Raw genomic sequence first — 20997 nt, forward strand, 5'->3', positions numbered from 1 at the left:
CCTATTAAAGCAGGTATTTTTTATCCATAATAGAGCAAGTTATTTAACAGGCCTTATAAAACATACAAGTACTGGTTTTTCAAACATAAGCGAGGTAGGCATATATCTGTTTTCAGAATATAACAATAAAGTTTATTATATAAATTCTAAACAACCAAACTCATGAAAAAAAATATAATTTTCTTTTTATGCGCTTTAGCATTTAGCTTTTGTGCTTATAGCCAAAACTATAGTATGTTGGCACCAGAAGGTTTTGATACCCCAAAAAGTGGCATACCCCACGGCAAAATTGATTCTGTTACCTACCCTTCAAAAACTGTAGGGGTTAGCCGTAAAGCATTAATTTATACCCCTCCGGGCTACTCTAAAAGTAAAAAATACCCTGTGCTTTACTTGCTTCACGGCATTGGGGGCGATGAAAAAGAATGGTATAAAAACGGACAGCCACAGGTAATACTGGATAACCTGTATGCACAGGGCAAATTAACCCCCATGATTGTGGTATTGCCCAACGGCCGCGCCATGAAAGATGACAGTGCTGCCGGAAATATTATGGCTCCCGATAAGGTGGCAGCTTTTGCTACATTTGAAAAAGATTTATTAAACGACCTTATACCCTATATTGAAAAAAAGTATCCGGTAAAAAAAGACCGTGTAAACCGTGCTGTAGCAGGGCTTTCTATGGGTGGAGGGCAGTCGCTTAACTTTGGCCTTGGCAATCTTGATACTTTTGCATGGGTAGGCGGTTTTTCTTCTGCACCAAACACAAAATCACCAATAGAATTATTACCTAATCCTGCTGAGGCACAAAAGAAACTCAAACTATTATGGATTTCCTGTGGGGATAGTGACGGTTTAATGTACATAAGCAAACGCACACACGATTACCTTGCTGAAAATAATGTAAAACATATTTTTTATGTTGAACCGGGCGGGCATGATTTTAAAGTTTGGAAAAATGACCTTTATATGTTTTCACAACTTATATTTAAGCCTGTAAATACTTCTGCATTCGCAAAATATACCGTGCTTGGCATACCTGCCTCTACCAACATAAGGTCGGCATCGTATCCACAAATATTGCCGGACAGCCGGGTAATTTTTCGCACTAAGGCACCCGATGCTCAAAAAGTGCAGGTAGACCTTGGACGAAAATATGATATGGTGAAAGATGCCGATGGCATATGGAGCGCTACTACAGATTCTGTAAGCGAAGGGTTTCATTATTATTCCTTAATTATAGATGGCCTGCCTATAGCTGACCCTGCCAGCGAAACATTTTATGGCATGGGCCGTATGGCAAGTGGTATAGAAATACCTTTTAAGGGCGATGACTATTATGCCCTTAAAAATGTGCCCCATGGTGATATACGCATAAAAAAATACTATTCGCAGGCAAATAACGGCTGGAGGCAATTATACATTTACACTCCGCCGGGGTATGATAGCAATACCTCCCAAAAATATCCTGTGCTTTATTTACAACACGGCGGAGGAGAAGATGAAAGCGGATGGGCAAAACAGGGTAAAACCGACCTGATTCTGGATAACCTTATAGCTGAACAAAAAGCCAAACCTATGATTATTGTAATGGCAGATGGTAATTTTAGCACAGGTATAAGAGGTTTTAATGAACGTGCCCTTATGGCTTTTGAAAATGAAATAAAACAAGCAGTTATACCTTTTATAGAAAGTAACTACCGTGTAGCTACAGGCTCTGAAAACAGGGCGTTGGCAGGGCTTTCTATGGGAGGGATACAAACGCTGTACGCAGGAATAAAAAATACAGATATGTTTGATTATCTGGGCGTATTTAGTTCCGGATGGTGGGCAAACCAGCCCGAAATGTATTCGGCTCAATATGATTTTATGAGGCAAAACGCGGATATGATAAACAATAACCTCAAAAGCCTTTGGATCTCAATGGGTGGCAAAGAAGACATTGCTTATGAAAACTGTAAAATTATGTTAGGCAAATTTGACGAAATGGGTATTAAATATACGTATAGCGAATATCCCGGTGGCCATACCTGGCCGGTATGGCGTAATAACCTTTATAATTTTGCACAAATAGTATTTAAATAAACCTGTAATGAAAAGGCATAATATTTTAATAGCAACATTTATACTTCTTTTTGCATCGGGTACTACATTGGCACAAGACCCTAATTTTCATATATATCTTTGCTTTGGCCAGTCTAATATGGAAGGGAATGCAAAATTTGAACCACAAGACACACTAAACGTCAACAGTCGTTTTAAAGTACTTTCATCTGTAGATTGCCCAGAGCTTCACAGAAAACAGGGAGAATGGTATACAGCCATCCCACCACTTTGCCGTTGTAACACCGGCCTTACCCCCGCTGATTATTTTGGGCGGACTATGGTTGACAACATGCCCGAAAATATAACTGTGGGAGTAATTAATGTTGCCGTGGGAGGCTGCAAAATTGAATTATTTGATAAAGACACCTATAAGGAGTATATTTCTACATCGCCAGACTGGCTAAAAAACCTCGTTAAAAATTATAATGATGATCCGTATGGAAGGCTTGTAGCTATGGCGAAACTGGCACAGCAAAAAGGTGTAATAAAAGGAATACTGCTGCATCAGGGAGAATCTAACACGGGCGATACGCTTTGGCCACAAAAGGTTAAAAAAGTTTATGATAACTTACTCAAAGACCTGAATCTAAAACCGGATTCTGTTCCTTTATTGGCAGGTGAAGTAGTAGGTAAAGACCAAAATGGTAAATGTGCCAGTATGAATGTTATTATAAATAAATTACCTGAAACGCTACCAAATGCTTATGTAATACCTTCGGAAGGATGTGAGGGGGTTGAAGACAGGCTGCACTTCAGTGCTGCTGGATATAGGAGTTTAGGTAAAAGATATGCATACCAAATGCTCATGCTGCTTAAAATATAGTATATATACTTAAATAATTGGGATATCTAATTGAGGCTGGTATCAATAGCTTATCCATTCTTATGCAAGTACTTATATATAAACACTAATAATTATATTAGATAAAATCAACAAATGTTATAGCTAAATCAACATAGTTTAAAATGCTATGGCACTTCTTTGTTTAATTTTAGCAAACATTAATTTTATAACTACTATGATCAGAAAAATATATTACGTATTTATTTTTTTTACCGCACTGTCATGTTATGCACAAAAACCAATAATACAAACTAAATATACTGCAGACCCCGCACCTTTGGTTTATAATGATACTGTATTTCTTTACACTGGCCATGATGAAGACGATGCTTTTGGCTTTAATATGCAAGACTGGTTATTGTATACTTCAACAGATATGGTTAACTGGACTGATCATGGCGCTGTAGCATCATTAAAAGATTTTAAATGGCTTCCTTTAAATAATGGCGCATGGGCGCCACAGTGTGTAGAACGAAATGGAAAATTTTACTTTTATTGTCCCGTACCTGACGGTAATGGTATAGGTGTATTGGTAGCCGATAGCCCTTATGGGCCTTTTACAGACCCTATAGGCAAGCCGTTAATTAAAAACAGCAACCACGATATAGACCCTACTGTATTAATTGACGATGATGGCCAAGCTTATTTATACTGGGGTAACCCAAATCTGTATTATGTGAAACTTAATGAAGATATGATCTCCTACAGCGGTGAAATTGTAAATGAACCTACCAAACCCAAAAACTATCAGGAAGGCCCCTGGGTATGGAAACGTAACGGAAATTACTACATGGCATATGCTTCTACCTGCTGCCCGGAGGGAATAGGTTATGCTATGAGCAACTCCCCTACCGGACCATGGGAATATAAGGGAATGATTATGGATGGCGATCCGAGATCCAGCGGAAACCATCCCGGAATTATTGACTATGAAGGCACTCCTTATGTATTTGGTTTTAATTATGCCATTTTAAAACAAACTATGTCAAAACATTACGAAAGGCGTTCAATATGTGTAGAAGAACTGGTTTATAATACCGATGGTACCATTAATAAACTTCCGTTTTGGTCTAAAAATGTTAAACAAAAGGGAACATTAAACCCATATAATCGTGTAGAAGCGGAAACAATAGCTTATAGCGAAGGGCTTAAAACAGAAAAGTCTACGGAATGGGAGCGAAACATATCCTGGAATAAAGGTAAAAAAGTGGCAGACAGGCTTATAGTTACTTCTATTAATAATGGTGATTATCTAATGGTTAAAGGAGCTGACTTTTCAAGAGGGGCTACCTCTGTCAATGTTAGCGTGGCATCATTACATGGTGGAAAAATAGAAATTCATACCGATGCTATTGATGGCCCTATATTGGTAACTATAGATATAAATGCTAGTGGCGAAGGTGATATCTGGAAGAGTGTTTCAGCACCAGTTGATAATATTAAAGGAGTTCACGATCTGTTTTTCATATTTAAAGGTGAAAAAGATTTATTTAAATTAGATTGGTGGCAATTTATTTCAAAATAAGCCCTCCTATAATGATATAATAATGCCCCATTAATACTTTTATATATAGTTTCAATTTATACCCTCATTTCTCTATGGGGGTATATTTTTCATTTCTGAGATAGCCTCAATTTTAAAAAATCCCCCTTAAAAACAACTTCAAAATCGCCATTACTACTAATAATCTAATATAAAAAACCGAACAATTTATTTATTTACAAACATTGCTTTTTTAAAATTTCTTATATACATTGTAGTCATCTTTATTATAATTATATGGGTAAAATTGTATTAAATAATTTTATCTTTTAATAATAGTATAACCCCAAAAAATGGCAATGGCAGAATTCATATTTAATAAATTAGTTAATATCAAAAAAAACGAAAACGATATAGTTGTTTTTTTTGTATTGCTATTACTCCTGCTGATAACTCCAAAAATACAAGGCCAAGCTGATGCTTTATTTTCTACAGATATTCAAAAAACTGAAGGAGAATATTCACAAGGTTTTTTGTTTGCACCTGCCGAAGGGCAACAACAACTTAATGAAGAGCAGATACGCAATATTGTGCAGCTACAGGATGGAAGGCTGGGCGTATTTACTGAAGGAATGCTTAATCTTTATGATGGGGCCGGGTTTAAAACTATTCATATTGATGATGGGTATACTACTGCAATTACAGGATATACAGGTTTTCATCATAGCTATGTTGAAAATAACAGGGTTTGGTTTAAAAATAAAGGCCGACTGGCAGTTATAAACCTATCTAAAGAAAACTGTGAAAAACATCCGCTGAAAGTTTTACAGAATCTTGGTTTTACCGGCACTCCTACAGACCTTTTTGTAGATACTGATATGGGTATATGGGTTGTTACCAGCCAAAATAAATTATTATGCTACAGCCAGGTTTCTAAAAAAGTAACAACTTTTGTACATGATGTTACTAATCCTGATAATAACCTGGATGCCTTGTATGACATTGTCACATTAAATAATATGGTATACCTGTGTTATAAATCAGGATTATTGCGTTGCTATAACCGTTTATCAGGTAAGGAAGTGTACAAATTATCTACAATAAATAATCGTCCTGATGATTATACCGACTGGCTACATGTAACCCCCGTACAAAAATATCTATACTTTGTAAGGGCGGGTTTTTGCAAGGGTAAACTGATTAGATATGATACAGAAACTCATAAATCTACACTATTATTAGAAACCAAAAAATATTGGCTAAACAGTTTAGCAGCTAATAAAGATGGCGATTTGTTTATGAGTTGCCGCGAAGGGTTTTGGTATTTTAAAGCTGGTGAAAAAAACGGGGCTTTTTATCCTGAGTTAAACATAACAGGGGGGCATAAAATAAAAATAGAAATTAGTACCCTACTATATGACCGCCAGGGAGGGCTTTGGGCAGGCACACTAAATAAAGGGCTATATTACTATCATCCGGACAGGTTTCTTTTTCAATGCCTGGGTAAAAGATTTTTTGGTTTATCAGATTTGGCTGAACTTCAGGTAAATTGTTTTGAGGAGACGATTAACCGACAGTTATTAGTGGGTACCAACAACGGTCTCTTCACCTCCACCCTGCCTCTTAAAAAAAATCTTACCTTCAAGCTAATACTCCCAAATGTATACTGTAACGCAGTATACAAGGATAAAACCGGAAACATATGGGTATCTACCTCGCAGGGTTTATACATGATAAATACTGATGGTACATTCAATAAATATTTAAATGATGCTGTGCACTATGTTTATCAAACCCAAACTGGTAAATTATATGCCTGTACACAGGAAAATGGACTTTTACTTTGGGATAAAACAACCAAGTCTTTCAAAAACAGTTATCCGGGCGAAACTCTGCCTCAAATAAAATTCCTTACAGAATGGAAAGATAACCTCTTTGGGCTTTGTGCTAAAGGTCCTTTTGTAATTGATGAAAATGGTATTGTAAACCTGCCTTTTGAAAAAGGCTATAAACAATATCCAATGTTTAGGCACAACAACCACAGATATTCATGTCTTTTCCCTGATTCTGACGGAGACTTGTGGCTTGGAACGTATGATGGCCTTACTCTCTGGAACGAAAAAAAGCAAAAACTATATCAGTTAAATACCGATGATGGTTTGGTAAACAACAGTATTAAAGCTATTATAGAAGATACTGACCATTCTTTTTGGGTAACAACTTCCAGGGGTATAAGCCACATTTTCAAAACATGTAAAGATAACACCTGCTCTTTTAAAATTATAAATTATAATAATAATACGGGGGTGTTAGAGCATACTTTCTCAGAGCGTTCTGTATTTTTGTCTTCACAATCTACCCTTTTTGCCGGGGGGGTAGACGGTATGAATGTATTTCCCAAGGATAAATATAGTACCAATAAAAGCAGCCTTAGCCCTGTATGGCTAAATTTGAAGTTATTTGGAAAAAATGTAGTTGAAGGCCGTGATTATAAAGGCAATGTTGTTCTTAACAAATCAATGTCTGTAACCGATACCCTGTTGTTGAATTATAATCAAAACTTTTTTAGTATCAGTTTTTCCGGATTAAATTACACAAACCCTACCCAAACATATTATCGCTATATGCTTGAAGGGGTAGATGATGACTGGCGTATTGACAACCCGATTTCCGGAATTGGCGAAGCTGGCTATACTAATATTTCGCCGGGGGAATATACATTTAAATTACAGGCCAGCCCCGATGGAAGTAATTTGTGGGGCACACCAAAAAAATTATCTATTATAATTAATCCCCCTTTTTGGAAAACTACTTATGCAAAGCTTTTTTATGTAATTTTTATATTACTGCTTATTTGGTTTATTACTGTTCAAATTGTAAGACACAATCGTAAAATACGTCAGAAAAAATATACCGAGGCAATTGAAACGGCTAAATCTGATTTCATTACCAACATGAGCCATGAGTTGCGCACTCCGCTCACACTTATAATAACTCCCTTACGATCTCTAATAGCTAAAGTATCTGACAAAAAAATAAAAACCGACCTGCAACAAATAAGCAATAATGCAAACCTATTACTTGACACGGTAAATCAGCTTCTTGACTTCAAAAAAATTGACAGCGGAAATGAACTATTACACCGCCACTTTTATGATAACCTCTATTTTATTGAAGAAATTTGTGATGCTTATTGTAAGGTGTCTGCCGAGAAAGAAATTAACTTTATATCTGAAATACAAAGAGGTGAGGTTCACATTCATATAGACAGGCAAAAAGTTACGCGTATAATAATTAACTTATTATCTAATGCTTTTAAATTTACTCCTGCCGGTGGCAATGTATTTATTTCTGCAACCATTAACGAAAAAAATCAAGAGTTAAATATAATTGTAAAAGATAATGGTAAAGGCATCGCTGAAGGTGAAACAGAAAAAATATTTGACCGCTTTTACCAGGCCACAAATCAAAATGAAACCACAGGCGGTAGTGGTATAGGCCTGTATATGGTAAAACAATATGCCGAACTGCATGGAGGTAATGTAACAGTAAGCAGTGTTTTGGGTGAGGGTACCACATTTAACCTAAAACTATCTGTTAAAGAGGAAGATGAAGAAATACCTTTGGATGTTGATAATGAAAATGACAAAAAAACGGTTTTAATTGTTGAAGATCATAAAACTTTTTCTAAATACCTGTGTGACGAATTAATGCCTCACTATAATGTAATTACTGCGCAAAATGGCAAAATTGGATTGGAAAAAGCGCAAAAATTAAGGCCCGATATTGTTATAACAGATATGATGATGCCTGTAATGAATGGCCAGGATTTTTGTAAAGCACTACGAAACAATGTTATTATAAGCCATACACCTGTATTGATGCTTACCGGAAAAACATCGGAAGAGGCACATTTTGAAGGTTATGAGTCGGGTGTTGATGCATATCTCGAAAAGCCTTTTGATATTAAACTATTGCTTTTGCGTATTTCTAAGCTATTAGAAATTAGTGAAGCAAGACAAAATGCATTTATAAAAGAAAAAGACATAAAGACAGAATTAATTACTTCTAACCCTCTTGACAGGGCAATACTGGAGCGCGCACTGGATTTTGTAGAGAAAAACATTTCTAACGCTAACTATTCTATAGAGAAGTTTAGTGCTGATATGGGTATGGAACGTACGGGCCTTTACAGAAAATTGTTGGCACTAACAGGGCAGTCTCCTACAAACTTTATTCGTGCAGTACGGCTTAAAAAAGCTGCTACAATATTATCGGGCACATTAAAACCTGTAGCAGATATAGCTGAAGAAGTAGGCTTTAACAGTGTCTCTTACTTTTCAAAATGCTTTCACGAGTCATTTGGTTCAACTCCCAGCCAGTATCGTGAAGAAACAACAATTTTTAAGGAATAAAAAGCCAATCTTTATTCACTGTTAATTTATATATTATAGCAGTATCATCCATAAAAGGTGGTACTGTCATATAATATTTTAGTCTTCTGTGTAATTATGATTTATATAATTATTTATAATTAAAAATAAGCACTTATAATTTATTGATTATTAAAACATAAGCCACCAAAAGCTATCTTTTTCAACATTAGTTATAAATATTTCAACATTAGTAAAAGTTATAAAACATCAACTATTTTACTTTTATCACTACAGAAATAACTATGCTCTCAACACTATAACGATGTAGTATATTATAGATGTTTATACAATAACCACTAATTCATAAAAATGAAGTTTATCTATTTATTATTTGTTTTCATAATTTTTAATGCGGGCACCTATGCGCAATCTTTCCAAAAAACAGATAAGGGAATTAAAGCAGATATAGGCGGCAACCAGACAGAAATACAGTTTTATTCGCCTTCTATAGCCAGGATAATTAAAACACCTGGGGGTAAGCCTTTAAAAAAAGAAAGTTTATCGGTTATTTTAAGGCCGGAAAAAACAAACTTTTCAACCCGTCAAAAAGGCCACACTGTTACCTTAACATCCAAAGACTTAAATATAATGCTAAACCTGGAGTCGGGTGATATTTCGTTTGCAACGGCTTCGGGAAATCCTTTATTAAAAGAACAACCAAATGGTGTAACCTTTACACCATTTAATGATGCCGGTAATAACACGTATACTGTGTCGCAATCTTTTATTTTAGATAAAGATGAGCCTATTTATGGCTTGGGGCAACACCAAAGAGGTAATTTAAACCAGCGTAATCAAAAATATCGCCTTGAACAAGGCAATACAGAAGATGCTATCACTTTTTTTCAATCCATAAAAGGTTATGGCCTGTTTTGGGATAACTACTCCCCTACTGATTTTACTGATAATACGGATATGACTACGTTTAAATCTGACGTAGGAGATAGTGTAGACTACTATTTTATGTATGGTAACAGCTCTGATGGTGTTATAGGCAAGATGAGGGAGTTAACAGGAACGGCTCCAATGTTTCCTTTATGGACTTTTGGGTTTTGGCAAAGTAAAGAGCGTTATAAAAGTCAGACTGAAATTGTAGATGTTGTAAAAAAATACCGGGAACTGGGCGTTCCTCTGGATGGCATTATACAAGACTGGCAATACTGGGGAAGCAATTACCTGTGGAACGCAATGGACTTTCTTAATGCTGAGTTTCCGGCCCCCGAAAAAATGACTGATGATATACATGCCATGAATGCGCATATAATAATATCAATATGGTCTTCGTTTGGCCCTAAAACTAAACAATACCGTGAATTAGATGAAAAGGGGATGTTATTTAATTTTGCTACCTGGCCGCAGTCCGGATCAGATAAATGGCCCCCAAACCGCGATTATCCTTCAGGGGTTAGGGTATATGATGCCTATAACCCTGAAGCGCGGGATATATACTGGAAATATGCAAGTACACTATTAAATAAAGGAATCGATGGGTGGTGGATGGATTCCACCGAGCCCGACCATCTGGATGCAAAGCCGGCTGATTATGATACTGAAACCTATTTAGGTTCTTTCAGAAAAGTGCGCAATGCTTACCCATTAATGACTGTAGGCGGTGTATATGAGCATCAGCGCAAAGCCATTTCAGATAAACGCGTCTTCATTCTTACCCGGTCAGCCTTTGCAGGCCAGCAACGTTATGGGGCCAATACATGGTCTGGTGATGTTACCTCATCATGGGAAACACTTACAAATCAAATTCCAACCGGGCTTAACTTCTCGCTTAGCGGCATACCCTATTGGAACAGCGATATAGGTGGCTTTTTCCTGGGTAAATTCAGAAGAAAAATAGAAGACCCTGAATATCGTGAACTTTACACACGCTGGGTTGAATTTGGTGCTTTTTGCCCAATGATGCGCTCACACGGTGCAGATGCCCCGCGCGAAATTTATCAGTTTGGTAAAAAAGGGGATAATGTTTATGATGCTATAGAAAAATTTATAAAACTACGCTATAGCCTGTTGCCTTATATATATTCCGAATCAAGAGCTATAACAGCCAACAACTCTTCTATGATGAGGGCATTGATGATGGATTTTAAGGATGATAAAAAAACCTGGGAAATAACTAATGAATACCTTTTTGGAAAATCCATACTTGTAAACCCTGTAACTGAGCCAATGTATGTTAAAGAATCTGGTAACTCACAAAACAAAGTTATGGTAGAAGATTTTACGAATGTAAAGTCTACGCAAACCTACCTGCCAACGGGCATAAACTGGTATGACTTCTGGACAGGTGAAAAATTTTTGGGAGGGAGCACTGTAAGCAAAGAAACTCCCCTGGATATCATACCATTATATATTAAAGGTGGCTCTATACTGCCAATTGGCCCTGATGTGCAATATGCTACCGAAAAAAAATGGGATAACCTTGAAATAAGGGTATATCCGGGGGCAGATGGAACTTTTATTCTTTATGAAGATGAATTTGACAATTATAATTATGAAAAGGGCGCTTATTCGGAAATAAAATTTACCTGGAATGATGCTTCAAAAACATTGAAGATTTCTGATCGTAAAGGCTCATTTAACGGAATGATACAAAACAGGAAATTTGTTATTGTCCTGCCTTCCGGCGCCAAAAAAGAAGTGACTTATAATGGTAAGAACAGTAAAGTAAAGTTCTAATTTATATTAAACTAAAATCTCAATACAACAAAAGCTTTCATCCATATTATATGGATGAAGGCTATCTTTTACAGCCTTCATATTTTAATGTTAACCAAAATTATTTCCGTATGATTTAAATGATTCATAAAAAAAATTTACCTAGTTCACGAAAACGTATTCGTAAAATAGGCATCTGTTGTAAAAACAATTTAACCTACTTTAAAAACGCACAATAATTATGAGCAAATTTTACAAATTCTATTACTCCATAACATTTTCTACAGCAATTATGCTGTTATTAATGTTACTTAGTTTGCCTTTTACTGCACAAGCGGGCGGCTCATCTGCCTCGGTCTATTATCAGCAGGCCATAAAAGGTACTATTACAGATAAACAGGGTTTACCACTACCGGGAGCAGACATAAGAGTTAAGGGGACCCAAACCATAACCAGTTCAGATATTGAGGGTAATTTTACGATAATGGCATCTCCCGGTGATGTATTACAAATAAGTTTTGTGGGGTTTAGTCCACAGGAAATTGCAATTGAAGACAATACTGTGATTAATGTTATTTTAGAAGAAGATTCTAAAACGCTGGATGAAGTTGTTGTTATTGGTTATGGTAAGCAAAAAGCCGGTGATGTAACAAGTGCTGTAGCAAGTGTAAAGTCAGATAAATTTACCCAGGGGCAGGTTAGAGATGCGGGGCAGTTAATACAAGGCAAAGTGGCCGGCCTTGCTGTTACCAACCCTACAGGCGACCCAACAGCTACTACCTCTATAAAATTAAGAGGTAACAACACTTTATCAGGCGCATATACAGACCCATTGGTACTTATAGACGGTGTACCGGGTTGGCTAAATACTGTAGCCCCAGAAGATATAGAACGTATTGATGTATTAAAAGACGGATCAGCCGCTGCAATATACGGTGTTAGGGGTACTAACGGCGTTATACTTATTACAACAAAAAAAGCCACTGGCGCAAAAATAAACAGGGTAGAATATACTGGTTATGTAAGTACTTCTCAAATTTCAAGAAAACTTCATTTTTTAAATGCTGAGCAATTTAGAGAATTATATCCTGAGGCTGATAATGGCGCAAATACAAACTGGCTTGACGAAATAACACGTACACCTATAGTACATGTGCATAACATTACCATGCAGGGAGGAAATTCTGAAACCAATTATATAGCTAACCTTAACTATAATTATCAGGAAGGTATATTTTTAAAATCAGATAACAAAACATTACGCGGCAGGATTGAGGTAAACCATAAAATGTTTGATGATAAATTACATTTACGTTTTTCATTACTAAGCAGGGATAACCAATATACCTCAACAGGTGCAGGATCAAGTTTCAGGCCTTGGATTTATTATCAGGCTATGCGCTACAATCCAACCGACCCTATTAGAAATGCTGATGGCACATGGTACCAAAACCTTAGTAAATTAGGCTATGAAAATCCGTTATCATTAATAAATGAATCTAACGGAAATGTAAAAACTACCGAAATGCGTTACACAGGGACAATAACCTATAACCCTATAAAAGACCTTACGCTTAACGGAAATTTTTCCCTAAGGAGGCAGCCAAGCACAAACGGGTATTCTGAAACGTTAAACCATATTTCAAATGTTCGTGATGGTTTTGCAGGTAACTCATTTATTGGTGGATATACTGACACTGAAAAGCAAATGGAACTAACAGCTACTTATGATAAAACATTAAGAAAAAATAAATTTTCACTGCTGGGTGGTTACAGCTATATATCTAACGGTGGGGAATCATGGAGCATGAATAACTATGGATTTCAGGATGATTATTTTGGTGGGTGGCATAATATAGGCGTAGGTAATGCACTACAGCAAGGTTTTGCAGGTATGAGTTCAGGAAAATGGAAAACTAACCTTATAAGCTTTTTTACCCGTGCTACCTATGCTTTTGACGATAAATACCTGCTTATGGCAAGTGTAAGGCACGAAGGTGCAAGCCAGCTTTGGGGTACTGATAATGCGTGGGGAACTTTTCCTGCAGCATCTGTTGGCTGGAGAATATCTAATGAAAATTTTATGAAAGACCAGAAAATATTTGATGACCTTAAATTACGCGTTGGTTATGGGGTTACGGGTTCTCAGCCTTCTGCATCTTTTTTAGGCCCTGCTATGTTAAAATATGGTGATTATGCTTATGTAAATGGTGAATGGATACGTACAATTGTACCTGCCTCTAACCCAAACCCGGATCTTAAATGGGAAGAAAAAAGAGAAACTAATATAGGATTAGACTTTACCTCATTAGGTGGGCGCCTTTCCGGTTCTATAGATGCATATAACAGGGATGTGGTTGGTTTGCTATATTCTTATAATGTACCTATGCCTCCTAACCTTTACCCAACAATAATGGCAAATGGTGGTAATATGGTGAATAGAGGTATTGAAGTGCTTATCAATGCTACACCCATTCAGACTGATGATTTTAGCTGGACCACAACCGTTACCTATTCTACAAATGAAAATAAGCTTAAGAGCCTTAACGGAAGTGTGTTTAAAACAGAGTATGATTATTTTGATACAGGTTCTGTTGGCTATGAAGGGCAAGTTACCAGCTCTCACAGGGTGCAGGTAGGACAGTCTATTGGTAATTTTTATGGCTTTAAAGTAGTAGATGTTGATAATGACGGCAAATGGATATATGAAGACCGTAACGGGCAAAGGGTACCTTACGATGACTTTACCCATGCTCCTGAAGACAGGCATTATATTGGTAACGGTATACCTAAGTGGTATGCAGGATTTAATAATACAATAAGATATAAAAGTTTTGATTTTACGGTAAATATGCGGGGTGCTTTTAATTATCAGGTTATTAATGAAGCCCGTATGAATTTTGAAGGTACACAAAATGGTTACAGGGATAACCGCCTTACCTCAGTTAATGATAAAATTTTCGGAAAAACCACATTAAGCCCGGAGGTGCAGGCTGAATTTAACAGCTATTATGTAGAAGATGGCGACTATTGGAAAATCGATAACATTACTTTGGGGTATACTGTAAATAAACTCAACACAAAAGCCATTAATTCTTTACGTTTTTATGGATCTGTTAATAATGCTTTTATTATTACAGGTTATAAAGGTATTGATCCTGAAGTAAGTACCTCCGGGCTTGACCCGGGTGTTGACAGGCGTGAAAAATTCCCTACCATAAGAACATTTGCGATAGGATTGAGTGCCCAATTTTAATAATTAAAAAAACTGTGATGAAAACAAATAAAATAATATTAGGAGCCGCGATGGCACTGTTGTTAAGTACAACTTCGTGTACTGAACTTTATGATGACAGTTATGGAAGTGTTGTGAGTGAAAACTTTCAACCTGAAACCGAGAGTGACATAAGTTCACTGGTTAATGCTGCGTATATACCGTGGCGTAAAACCATTTTATTATGGAATGGTATTGTAAGGGCACAGGAATTAAGTGCAGACCAAGATGTTATACCTGCACGGATTGGTATAGGCTGGATAGATGGATATATATATAAAAGATGGCATCAGCACACCTGGACAACTAATGATGACAGTACGCTACAACCCTGGAGTCGCACTTTTGAGGGTATTAATACCGTAAACCGATTACTTTACCAAATTGAGCAAGGCGTAATTGTATTACCAGACCAGGAAACCAGCGATGCATTAATTGCAGAACTTAAAGTATTAAGGGCTTCTTACTATTACTTACTGGTTGACCTGTATGGCAATGTGCCTATTGCAACAGATTATGCCGATACAAGCTTGCCGGTACAATCTACCCGGGCAGAAGTTTTTGACTTTATTATTTCTGAAATTAACGATAATATAGATTTGCTTTCGGATGAAGCAAGGGGTTACTATTACGGACGTATGAATAAGTGGGTTGCCCATACTATACTTGCCAAAATGTATCTTAACGCTGAAGTATGGAGGGGACAACCGATGTGGCAGGAATGTATTGATGAATGTGATATTGTTACTGCTTCAGGTAATTATTTACTGGAAGCAAATCAGAAAAATATATTCATCACAGAAAATCAGGATTCAAAAGAAATCATATTTGCACTTCCTATGGATGAAAAATATGTAACAGACTGGAATGCTTTTGATTTCCACATGTATACCCTTGCACAGGAAAACCAAAAAACCTATGATATGGTTTTCTCTCCATGGGGTGGCGTATGTGCTGTACCACAGTTTATAGAATCGTTTCATCCTAATGATAAAAGGCTGCAGCAAAATTATATAAAGGGACAGCAATATACACGTACAGGCGACCCTTTAACTATAAACTACACCAACTCGGTACCCTCAATAGACGAATCTGATAAAGATGACGGGTACCGTTGGGGCAAATTTGAATATAAAATAGGCTGTACCAATCGCCTTGGTAATGACTTTCCTGTATTCAGGTATGCAGATATACTGCTTATGAAAGCAGAAGCATTAATGCGCTCCGGACAATCAGGCGCCGGGGCATTAGTTACCGAAGTACGCATGAGAGATTTTGATGATGCTAATGATGCTATTGTAACCGACCAGCAACTTACCATGGGCAGTAATTATGATTACGGACGAAGGGACAATACATCTGAAACCCATGAAGGTGGTGCTGATATTATGTATGGACGCTTTTTAGATGAACTTGGCTGGGAGTTTTGCCAGGAAGGCCGCCGCCGCCAGGATATGATTCGTTTCGGGGTCTTTACTACAAAGTCATGGTTTTCTCATGACGCATCAGATGATACCAAAAAACTTTATCCTGTACCATATAGTGTTATGTTAACCAATAGCAACTTGGTTCAGAATCCGGGATATTAGTGACTAAAGTAGAGTTTAGTTAGTATGAAAGTCTACAGAATTATTACTGTAGACTTTCTTTTATAATAAGTAAGGGTATATTTTAGAACTTTCTGCCATAATAATTTGTTTTTTATTATTTTTGAAAGTACACTTGTAGTCATATTAACCATTATATATAACGATATAGTTATATACACTTTTTTGAATTAATATATAAAAATGAAAGTCCATTCATACTTTTTTCTTGTAATTCAATTACTGTTTCTATTGCCTGCAAGATCTCAAAATCCTATTATACAAACCATTTATACGGCTGATCCTGCCGTATTAGTACATAAGGATACACTCTTTCTTTATACCGGGCATGATGAAGACAATTCCACATGGTTTACTATGAAAGACTGGCATGTTTATGCCACTACAGATATGGTTAACTGGACAGATAAAGGATCTCCACTATCAGTAGATACTTTTAGCTGGGCTAAAAAAGATGCATGGGCAGGGCAATGCATAGAACGAAACGGAAAATTTTACTGGTACGTGTGCCTTAACGACAAGAAATTAAACCGGATGTCTATTGGCGTAGCAGTATCAGACAGGCCTGACGGCCCTTTTAAAGATGCTTTAGGTAAACCACTTATAGCAAATGCCTGGGGGGATATAGATCCTACAGTTTTTATAGATGATGATGGGCAGGCTTACCTATATTGGGGGAACCCAAATCTTTATTATGTAAAACTTAATGAAGATATGGTTTCTTTTAACAAAGACACAGGTGTAGTAAAAGTGCCTTTAACAGGAGAAAGTTTTAAATATAGAGTTCGTAATGCAGAAAACACTTTTAAATGGGCTGCTTCTGTTAATCCTTTAAATGCACATGCTATAAAAAACAAATACGATGATAAATATTACTGGTTTGTAACTGCTAAAGATAAAACAAGCGGGAAAAACACTATTGCTTTGGGGCAGTCTGATAAAGCCATTGGCCCTTATAAAGATATTTTAGGTAAGCCTTTTATTTCTAATCATTTTGATACTGCGGGAGCTAATCCCACCGTTATTTTTGATGATGCCGGGCAGGCCTGCCTGGTGTGGGGAAAAAATGAGCTTTGGTATGTAAACCTTGAGAAAGATTTTATGTCTTATAATACACAAGAAGGCATACGGCAGGTGCCCACAGATAAACAAGAATGGTTTTCAGCAAAAATAAAAAGTACAGAAAACAGCACCGAAAAGAGACAGACTACATACGAAGAAGGTCCGTGGTTGTATAAAAGAAACAGCCTTTATTATTTATTATACCCGGCAGGCGGTGTGCCGGAGCACCTTGCCTACTCTACCGCTAAAAGTCCGACTGGCCCATGGGTATATCGTGATACCATTATGCCCATAATAAAAGACGGGGGTGCTTTTACCAACCACCCTGCTATGGCAGATTATAAAGGCCATACGTTCTTTTTTTACCACAATGGTGCATTACCGGGCGGTGGTGGTTTTAACCGGTCTGTTTGTGTAGATGAAATTACATTTAACCCTGATGGATCTTTACCACGCCTTGCCCCTACTCCCGGCCTTAAAACAGGTGTGGGGACCCTAAACCCTTTTATAAGGCAGGAAGCCGAAACCATTGCATGGGAAAAAGGTATAGAAACAAAAGCAAATACACAAACAGGTGTATATGTTACCGATATTAATAGTGGAGATTATATAAAAGTACGTGATGTAAACTTTTCAAAATCCGCAAGAAAATTTGAAGCAGGAGTATTGGGAATAAGCGGTGGAACTATCGAAATTCATTTAGATGGTATAGATGGAGAACTAATAGGCACCTGTACTGTTAAACAAAAAAAAGGTAATTTATGGGAAACTGTTTCATGCAAAGTAAATAAAACAAAGGGCATACACGATGTTTATTTTGTTTTTAAGGGGGCTGATGGTGATTTATTTGATTTTGACTGGTGGAAATTTTTATAAAGTAATATACAACATATGTTTACAGTAAAACGGTATTGGCTTTTTTCAGTTCTTTTTTTATCTGCCCTGGCAACTGTCACGGCACAGCAGCTACCTTACCAAAACCCCGGTCTTTCATTTGAAGAAAGGGCAAAAGACCTTATTTCAAGGCTTACTCTTGAAGAAAAAGCCTCCCTTATGTTTGACCAGTCTCCGGCCATACCCCGGCTGGGCATAAAAAAGTTTAACTGGTGGAGCGAAGCCCTGCATGGCCTTGCCAATAATGACAGTGTTACTGTTTTTCCGGAACCTATAGGTATGGCAGCATCATTTAATAATGATTTGGTATACAGTATTTTTGACGCTGTATCTGACGAAACACGTGCAAAATATCACAATGCCCTGCGCAACGGGCAAGAGAATAAACGTTTTTTAAGCCTTTCGGTATGGACACCTAATGTTAATATTTTTCGCGACCCCCGATGGGGGCGCGGCCAGGAAACCTATGGAGAAGATCCTTATTTAACATCCCTTATGGGAGTTGCCGTAGTAAAGGGGCTTCAGGGGCCTGAAGATGCCAAATACAGAAAACTGCTGGCCTGTGCCAAACATTATGCAGTACACTCCGGGCCTGAATGGAGCCGCCACGAATTGAATCTTAATAATATAGCCCCACGTGATTTATGGGAAACCTATCTGCCGGCATTCAAATCGCTTGTAAAGGATTCTGACGTGCGCCAGGTAATGTGTGCCTACCAACGCCTTGATGACGAGCCCTGTTGCAGCAGTAGCAGGCTTTTACAAACTATATTGCGGGAACAATGGGGATTTAAATATCTTGTGGTATCTGATTGCGGCGCCGTAACCGATTTTTATACCTCCCATAAAGTATCTTCTGATGCTGTACATGCTGCCGCAAAAGGCACTTTAGCCGGTACAGATGTTGAGTGTGTGTGGCAGGGCTATGCTTATGAACATTTGCCAGAAGCCGTATCCCGTGGTTTGTTATCTGAGCAAGAAGTAGACAAACACCTTATGCGCGTGCTTGAAGCGCGTTTTGAACTTGGCGAATTTGATGAAGAGGCACAGGTGCCGTGGGCACAGATACCTATGTCTGTTGTAAATAATGAAGAGCACCGCCAGATGGCACTTGATATGGCCCGACAGTCTATGACATTGCTACAAAATAATAATGCTATACTGCCTTTAAATAAATCTGCCAAAAAAATAGCCGTTATTGGCCCAAATGCCGATAATGCCCCCATGCTATGGGGAAATTATAACGGTAAGCCCGTAAGGACAATAACCATATTGAATGGAATAGAATCAAAATTACCTGCAGGGAGTGTAGTTTATGATAAAGCTTGTGACCTTGTAGAAAATAAACTAACGCAAAGTTATTTTAAAAGGGCTGCTTTTAATGGTAAAACAGGTTTTAAAGCTACGTATTGGAATAACCCGGATCGAAGTGGTAATCCTGCAATCAGCGTACAGATTTCAGATCCTCTAAAGCTTACAACCGCAGGTCAGCATGAATTTGCTTCCGGTGTAAAATTAGAAGGTTTTTCCGGACTTTATGAAACAGTATTTAAAGCCCCAGAAACAGAGGAAATTGTTTTTAAAGTAGGCGTAACAGGTTATTTTGAGTTATTTATAAACAATGAGTCAATTGCAAAGTATAACAACTGGCGCACATTGCCTACCCGCATTCCTTATAATGTTGAAAAAGGGAAAACCTATAAAATTGAAATACGCTATGCCCAGCTTAACAACTGGCAGGCCAACCTTGAATTTGATTTTGGTAAGGAAGTAGATATTGACTTTACAGTGCTTATAAATAAACTAAAAGGTATTGATACGGTAATTTTTGCAGGCGGGCTTTCTACCCTGCTTGAAGGAGAAGAAATGCCTGTTTCCTATCCCGGTTTTAAAGGCGGTGACCGCACAGATATTGAATTGCCGGAAGTACAGCGCAATTGCTTAAAAGCATTAAAAGCTGCGGGTAAAAAAGTAATTTTTGTAAACTGTTCCGGTTCGGCAATAGCGCTTATGCCCGAAACACAAAGTTGTGATGCCATATTACAGGCATGGTACGGTGGAGAATCAGGAGGACAGGCAGTAGCCGATGTACTGTTTGGCGATTTTAACCCATCAGGGAAATTGCCTATAACTTTTTATAAAAGCATGAAACAGATTCCTGATGATTTTGAAGATTATTCTATGAAAGGAAGAACATACCGTTTTATGGACGATCCTCTTTTTCAGTTCGGATATGGGCTTAGTTATACAAGCTTTTCTGTAGGTAAAGCGCGCCTCTCCTCATCAAAAATTAAAAAAGATGAAACCCTGAGCCTGACGGTGCCGGTTAGCAATACCGGAAAGCGCAATGGTACTGAATTGGTTCAGGTATATATACATAAAACAGGCGATGTAAATGGCCCGCTAAAAACCCTGAAAGGATTTAAAAAAGTAGAAATAAAACCAGGTAAAACCACTGATGCAGTAATAGAACTGCCATACACGGCATTTGCCTTTTATAATGAGAATGACAACATACAGGAATTAACAGTGATGCCGGGTGAATATGAAATATTGTATGGAACAAGTTCTGCACAAAAAGATCTCAAAACAATTAAAATCACTGTAAATTAAGGTAATGCCCT

The 20997-nt window shown here is 37.4% G+C and carries 9 protein-coding genes; all 9 read left to right on the forward strand.

Going from position 1 to position 20997, the window contains the following annotated elements; genetic code table 11:
* Positions 1–162: 162 nt before the first annotated feature.
* The 9 genes from ABS766_RS03980 to xyl3A all read left to right on the forward strand — a co-directional run bounded on the left by ABS766_RS03980 (position 163) and on the right by xyl3A (position 20986).
* On the forward strand, positions 163–2085 hold the full coding sequence (locus ABS766_RS03980) for an alpha/beta hydrolase-fold protein (protein ID WP_408083826.1): 1923 nt from the start codon (positions 163–165) through the stop codon (positions 2083–2085).
* Between the two features lie 7 nt (positions 2086–2092).
* Positions 2093–2929 carry a sialate O-acetylesterase gene (locus ABS766_RS03985; RefSeq protein ID WP_408083827.1) on the forward strand — a complete coding sequence of 279 codons (837 nt, stop codon included), beginning with the start codon at positions 2093–2095 and terminating at the stop codon, positions 2927–2929.
* A 196-nt stretch (positions 2930–3125) separates the two neighbouring features.
* The gene (locus tag ABS766_RS03990) at positions 3126–4475 is read left to right on the forward strand and encodes a glycoside hydrolase family 43 protein (RefSeq protein ID WP_408083828.1); all 1350 of its coding nucleotides are present in this window, start codon (positions 3126–3128) and stop codon (positions 4473–4475) included.
* A gap of 317 nt (positions 4476–4792) precedes the next feature.
* Complete coding sequence (locus tag ABS766_RS03995; RefSeq protein ID WP_408083829.1) at positions 4793–8848, forward strand: hybrid sensor histidine kinase/response regulator transcription factor; 4056 nt, start codon at positions 4793–4795, stop codon at positions 8846–8848.
* Positions 8849–9178: 330 nt separating this feature from the next.
* Entirely contained in the window at positions 9179–11557 is a 2379-nt protein-coding gene (locus ABS766_RS04000; RefSeq protein WP_408083830.1) for a glycoside hydrolase family 31 protein, read from the forward strand.
* Positions 11558–11777: 220 nt separating this feature from the next.
* Positions 11778–14792 carry a SusC/RagA family TonB-linked outer membrane protein gene (locus ABS766_RS04005; protein WP_408083831.1) on the forward strand — a complete coding sequence of 1005 codons (3015 nt, stop codon included), beginning with the start codon at positions 11778–11780 and terminating at the stop codon, positions 14790–14792.
* Positions 14793–14809: 17 nt separating this feature from the next.
* Positions 14810–16399, forward strand: a complete 1590-nt coding sequence (locus ABS766_RS04010) for a RagB/SusD family nutrient uptake outer membrane protein (protein ID WP_408083832.1) — start codon at positions 14810–14812, stop codon at positions 16397–16399.
* 201 nt (positions 16400–16600) lie between these two features.
* Complete coding sequence (locus tag ABS766_RS04015; RefSeq protein WP_408083833.1) at positions 16601–18355, forward strand: family 43 glycosylhydrolase; 1755 nt, start codon at positions 16601–16603, stop codon at positions 18353–18355.
* A gap of 15 nt (positions 18356–18370) precedes the next feature.
* Positions 18371–20986, forward strand: coding sequence for a xylan 1,4-beta-xylosidase (gene xyl3A, locus ABS766_RS04020; protein ID WP_408083834.1), 2616 nt, complete (start codon positions 18371–18373; stop codon positions 20984–20986).
* Positions 20987–20997 lie beyond the last annotated feature (11 nt).

Origin of the sequence: Flavobacterium rhizosphaerae, assembly GCF_046000445.1 — a bacterium.
In the GTDB taxonomy this organism is placed as follows: domain Bacteria; phylum Bacteroidota; class Bacteroidia; order Flavobacteriales; family Flavobacteriaceae; genus Flavobacterium; species Flavobacterium rhizosphaerae.

What these genes read in the sequence shown, in the direction of transcription:
- xyl3A (WP_408083834.1), top strand. Translation starts at nt 18,371, where the DNA reads ATGTTTACAGTAAAACGGTATTGGCTTTTTTCAGTTCTTTTTTTATCT.
- ABS766_RS03995 (WP_408083829.1), top strand. Translation starts at nt 4,793, where the DNA reads ATGGCAGAATTCATATTTAATAAATTAGTTAATATCAAAAAAAACGAA.
- ABS766_RS03985 (WP_408083827.1), top strand. Translation starts at nt 2,093, where the DNA reads ATGAAAAGGCATAATATTTTAATAGCAACATTTATACTTCTTTTTGCA.
- ABS766_RS03990 (WP_408083828.1), top strand. Translation starts at nt 3,126, where the DNA reads ATGATCAGAAAAATATATTACGTATTTATTTTTTTTACCGCACTGTCA.
- ABS766_RS03980 (WP_408083826.1), top strand. Translation starts at nt 163, where the DNA reads ATGAAAAAAAATATAATTTTCTTTTTATGCGCTTTAGCATTTAGCTTT.
- ABS766_RS04010 (WP_408083832.1), top strand. Translation starts at nt 14,810, where the DNA reads ATGAAAACAAATAAAATAATATTAGGAGCCGCGATGGCACTGTTGTTA.
- ABS766_RS04015 (WP_408083833.1), top strand. Translation starts at nt 16,601, where the DNA reads ATGAAAGTCCATTCATACTTTTTTCTTGTAATTCAATTACTGTTTCTA.
- ABS766_RS04000 (WP_408083830.1), top strand. Translation starts at nt 9,179, where the DNA reads ATGAAGTTTATCTATTTATTATTTGTTTTCATAATTTTTAATGCGGGC.
- ABS766_RS04005 (WP_408083831.1), top strand. Translation starts at nt 11,778, where the DNA reads ATGAGCAAATTTTACAAATTCTATTACTCCATAACATTTTCTACAGCA.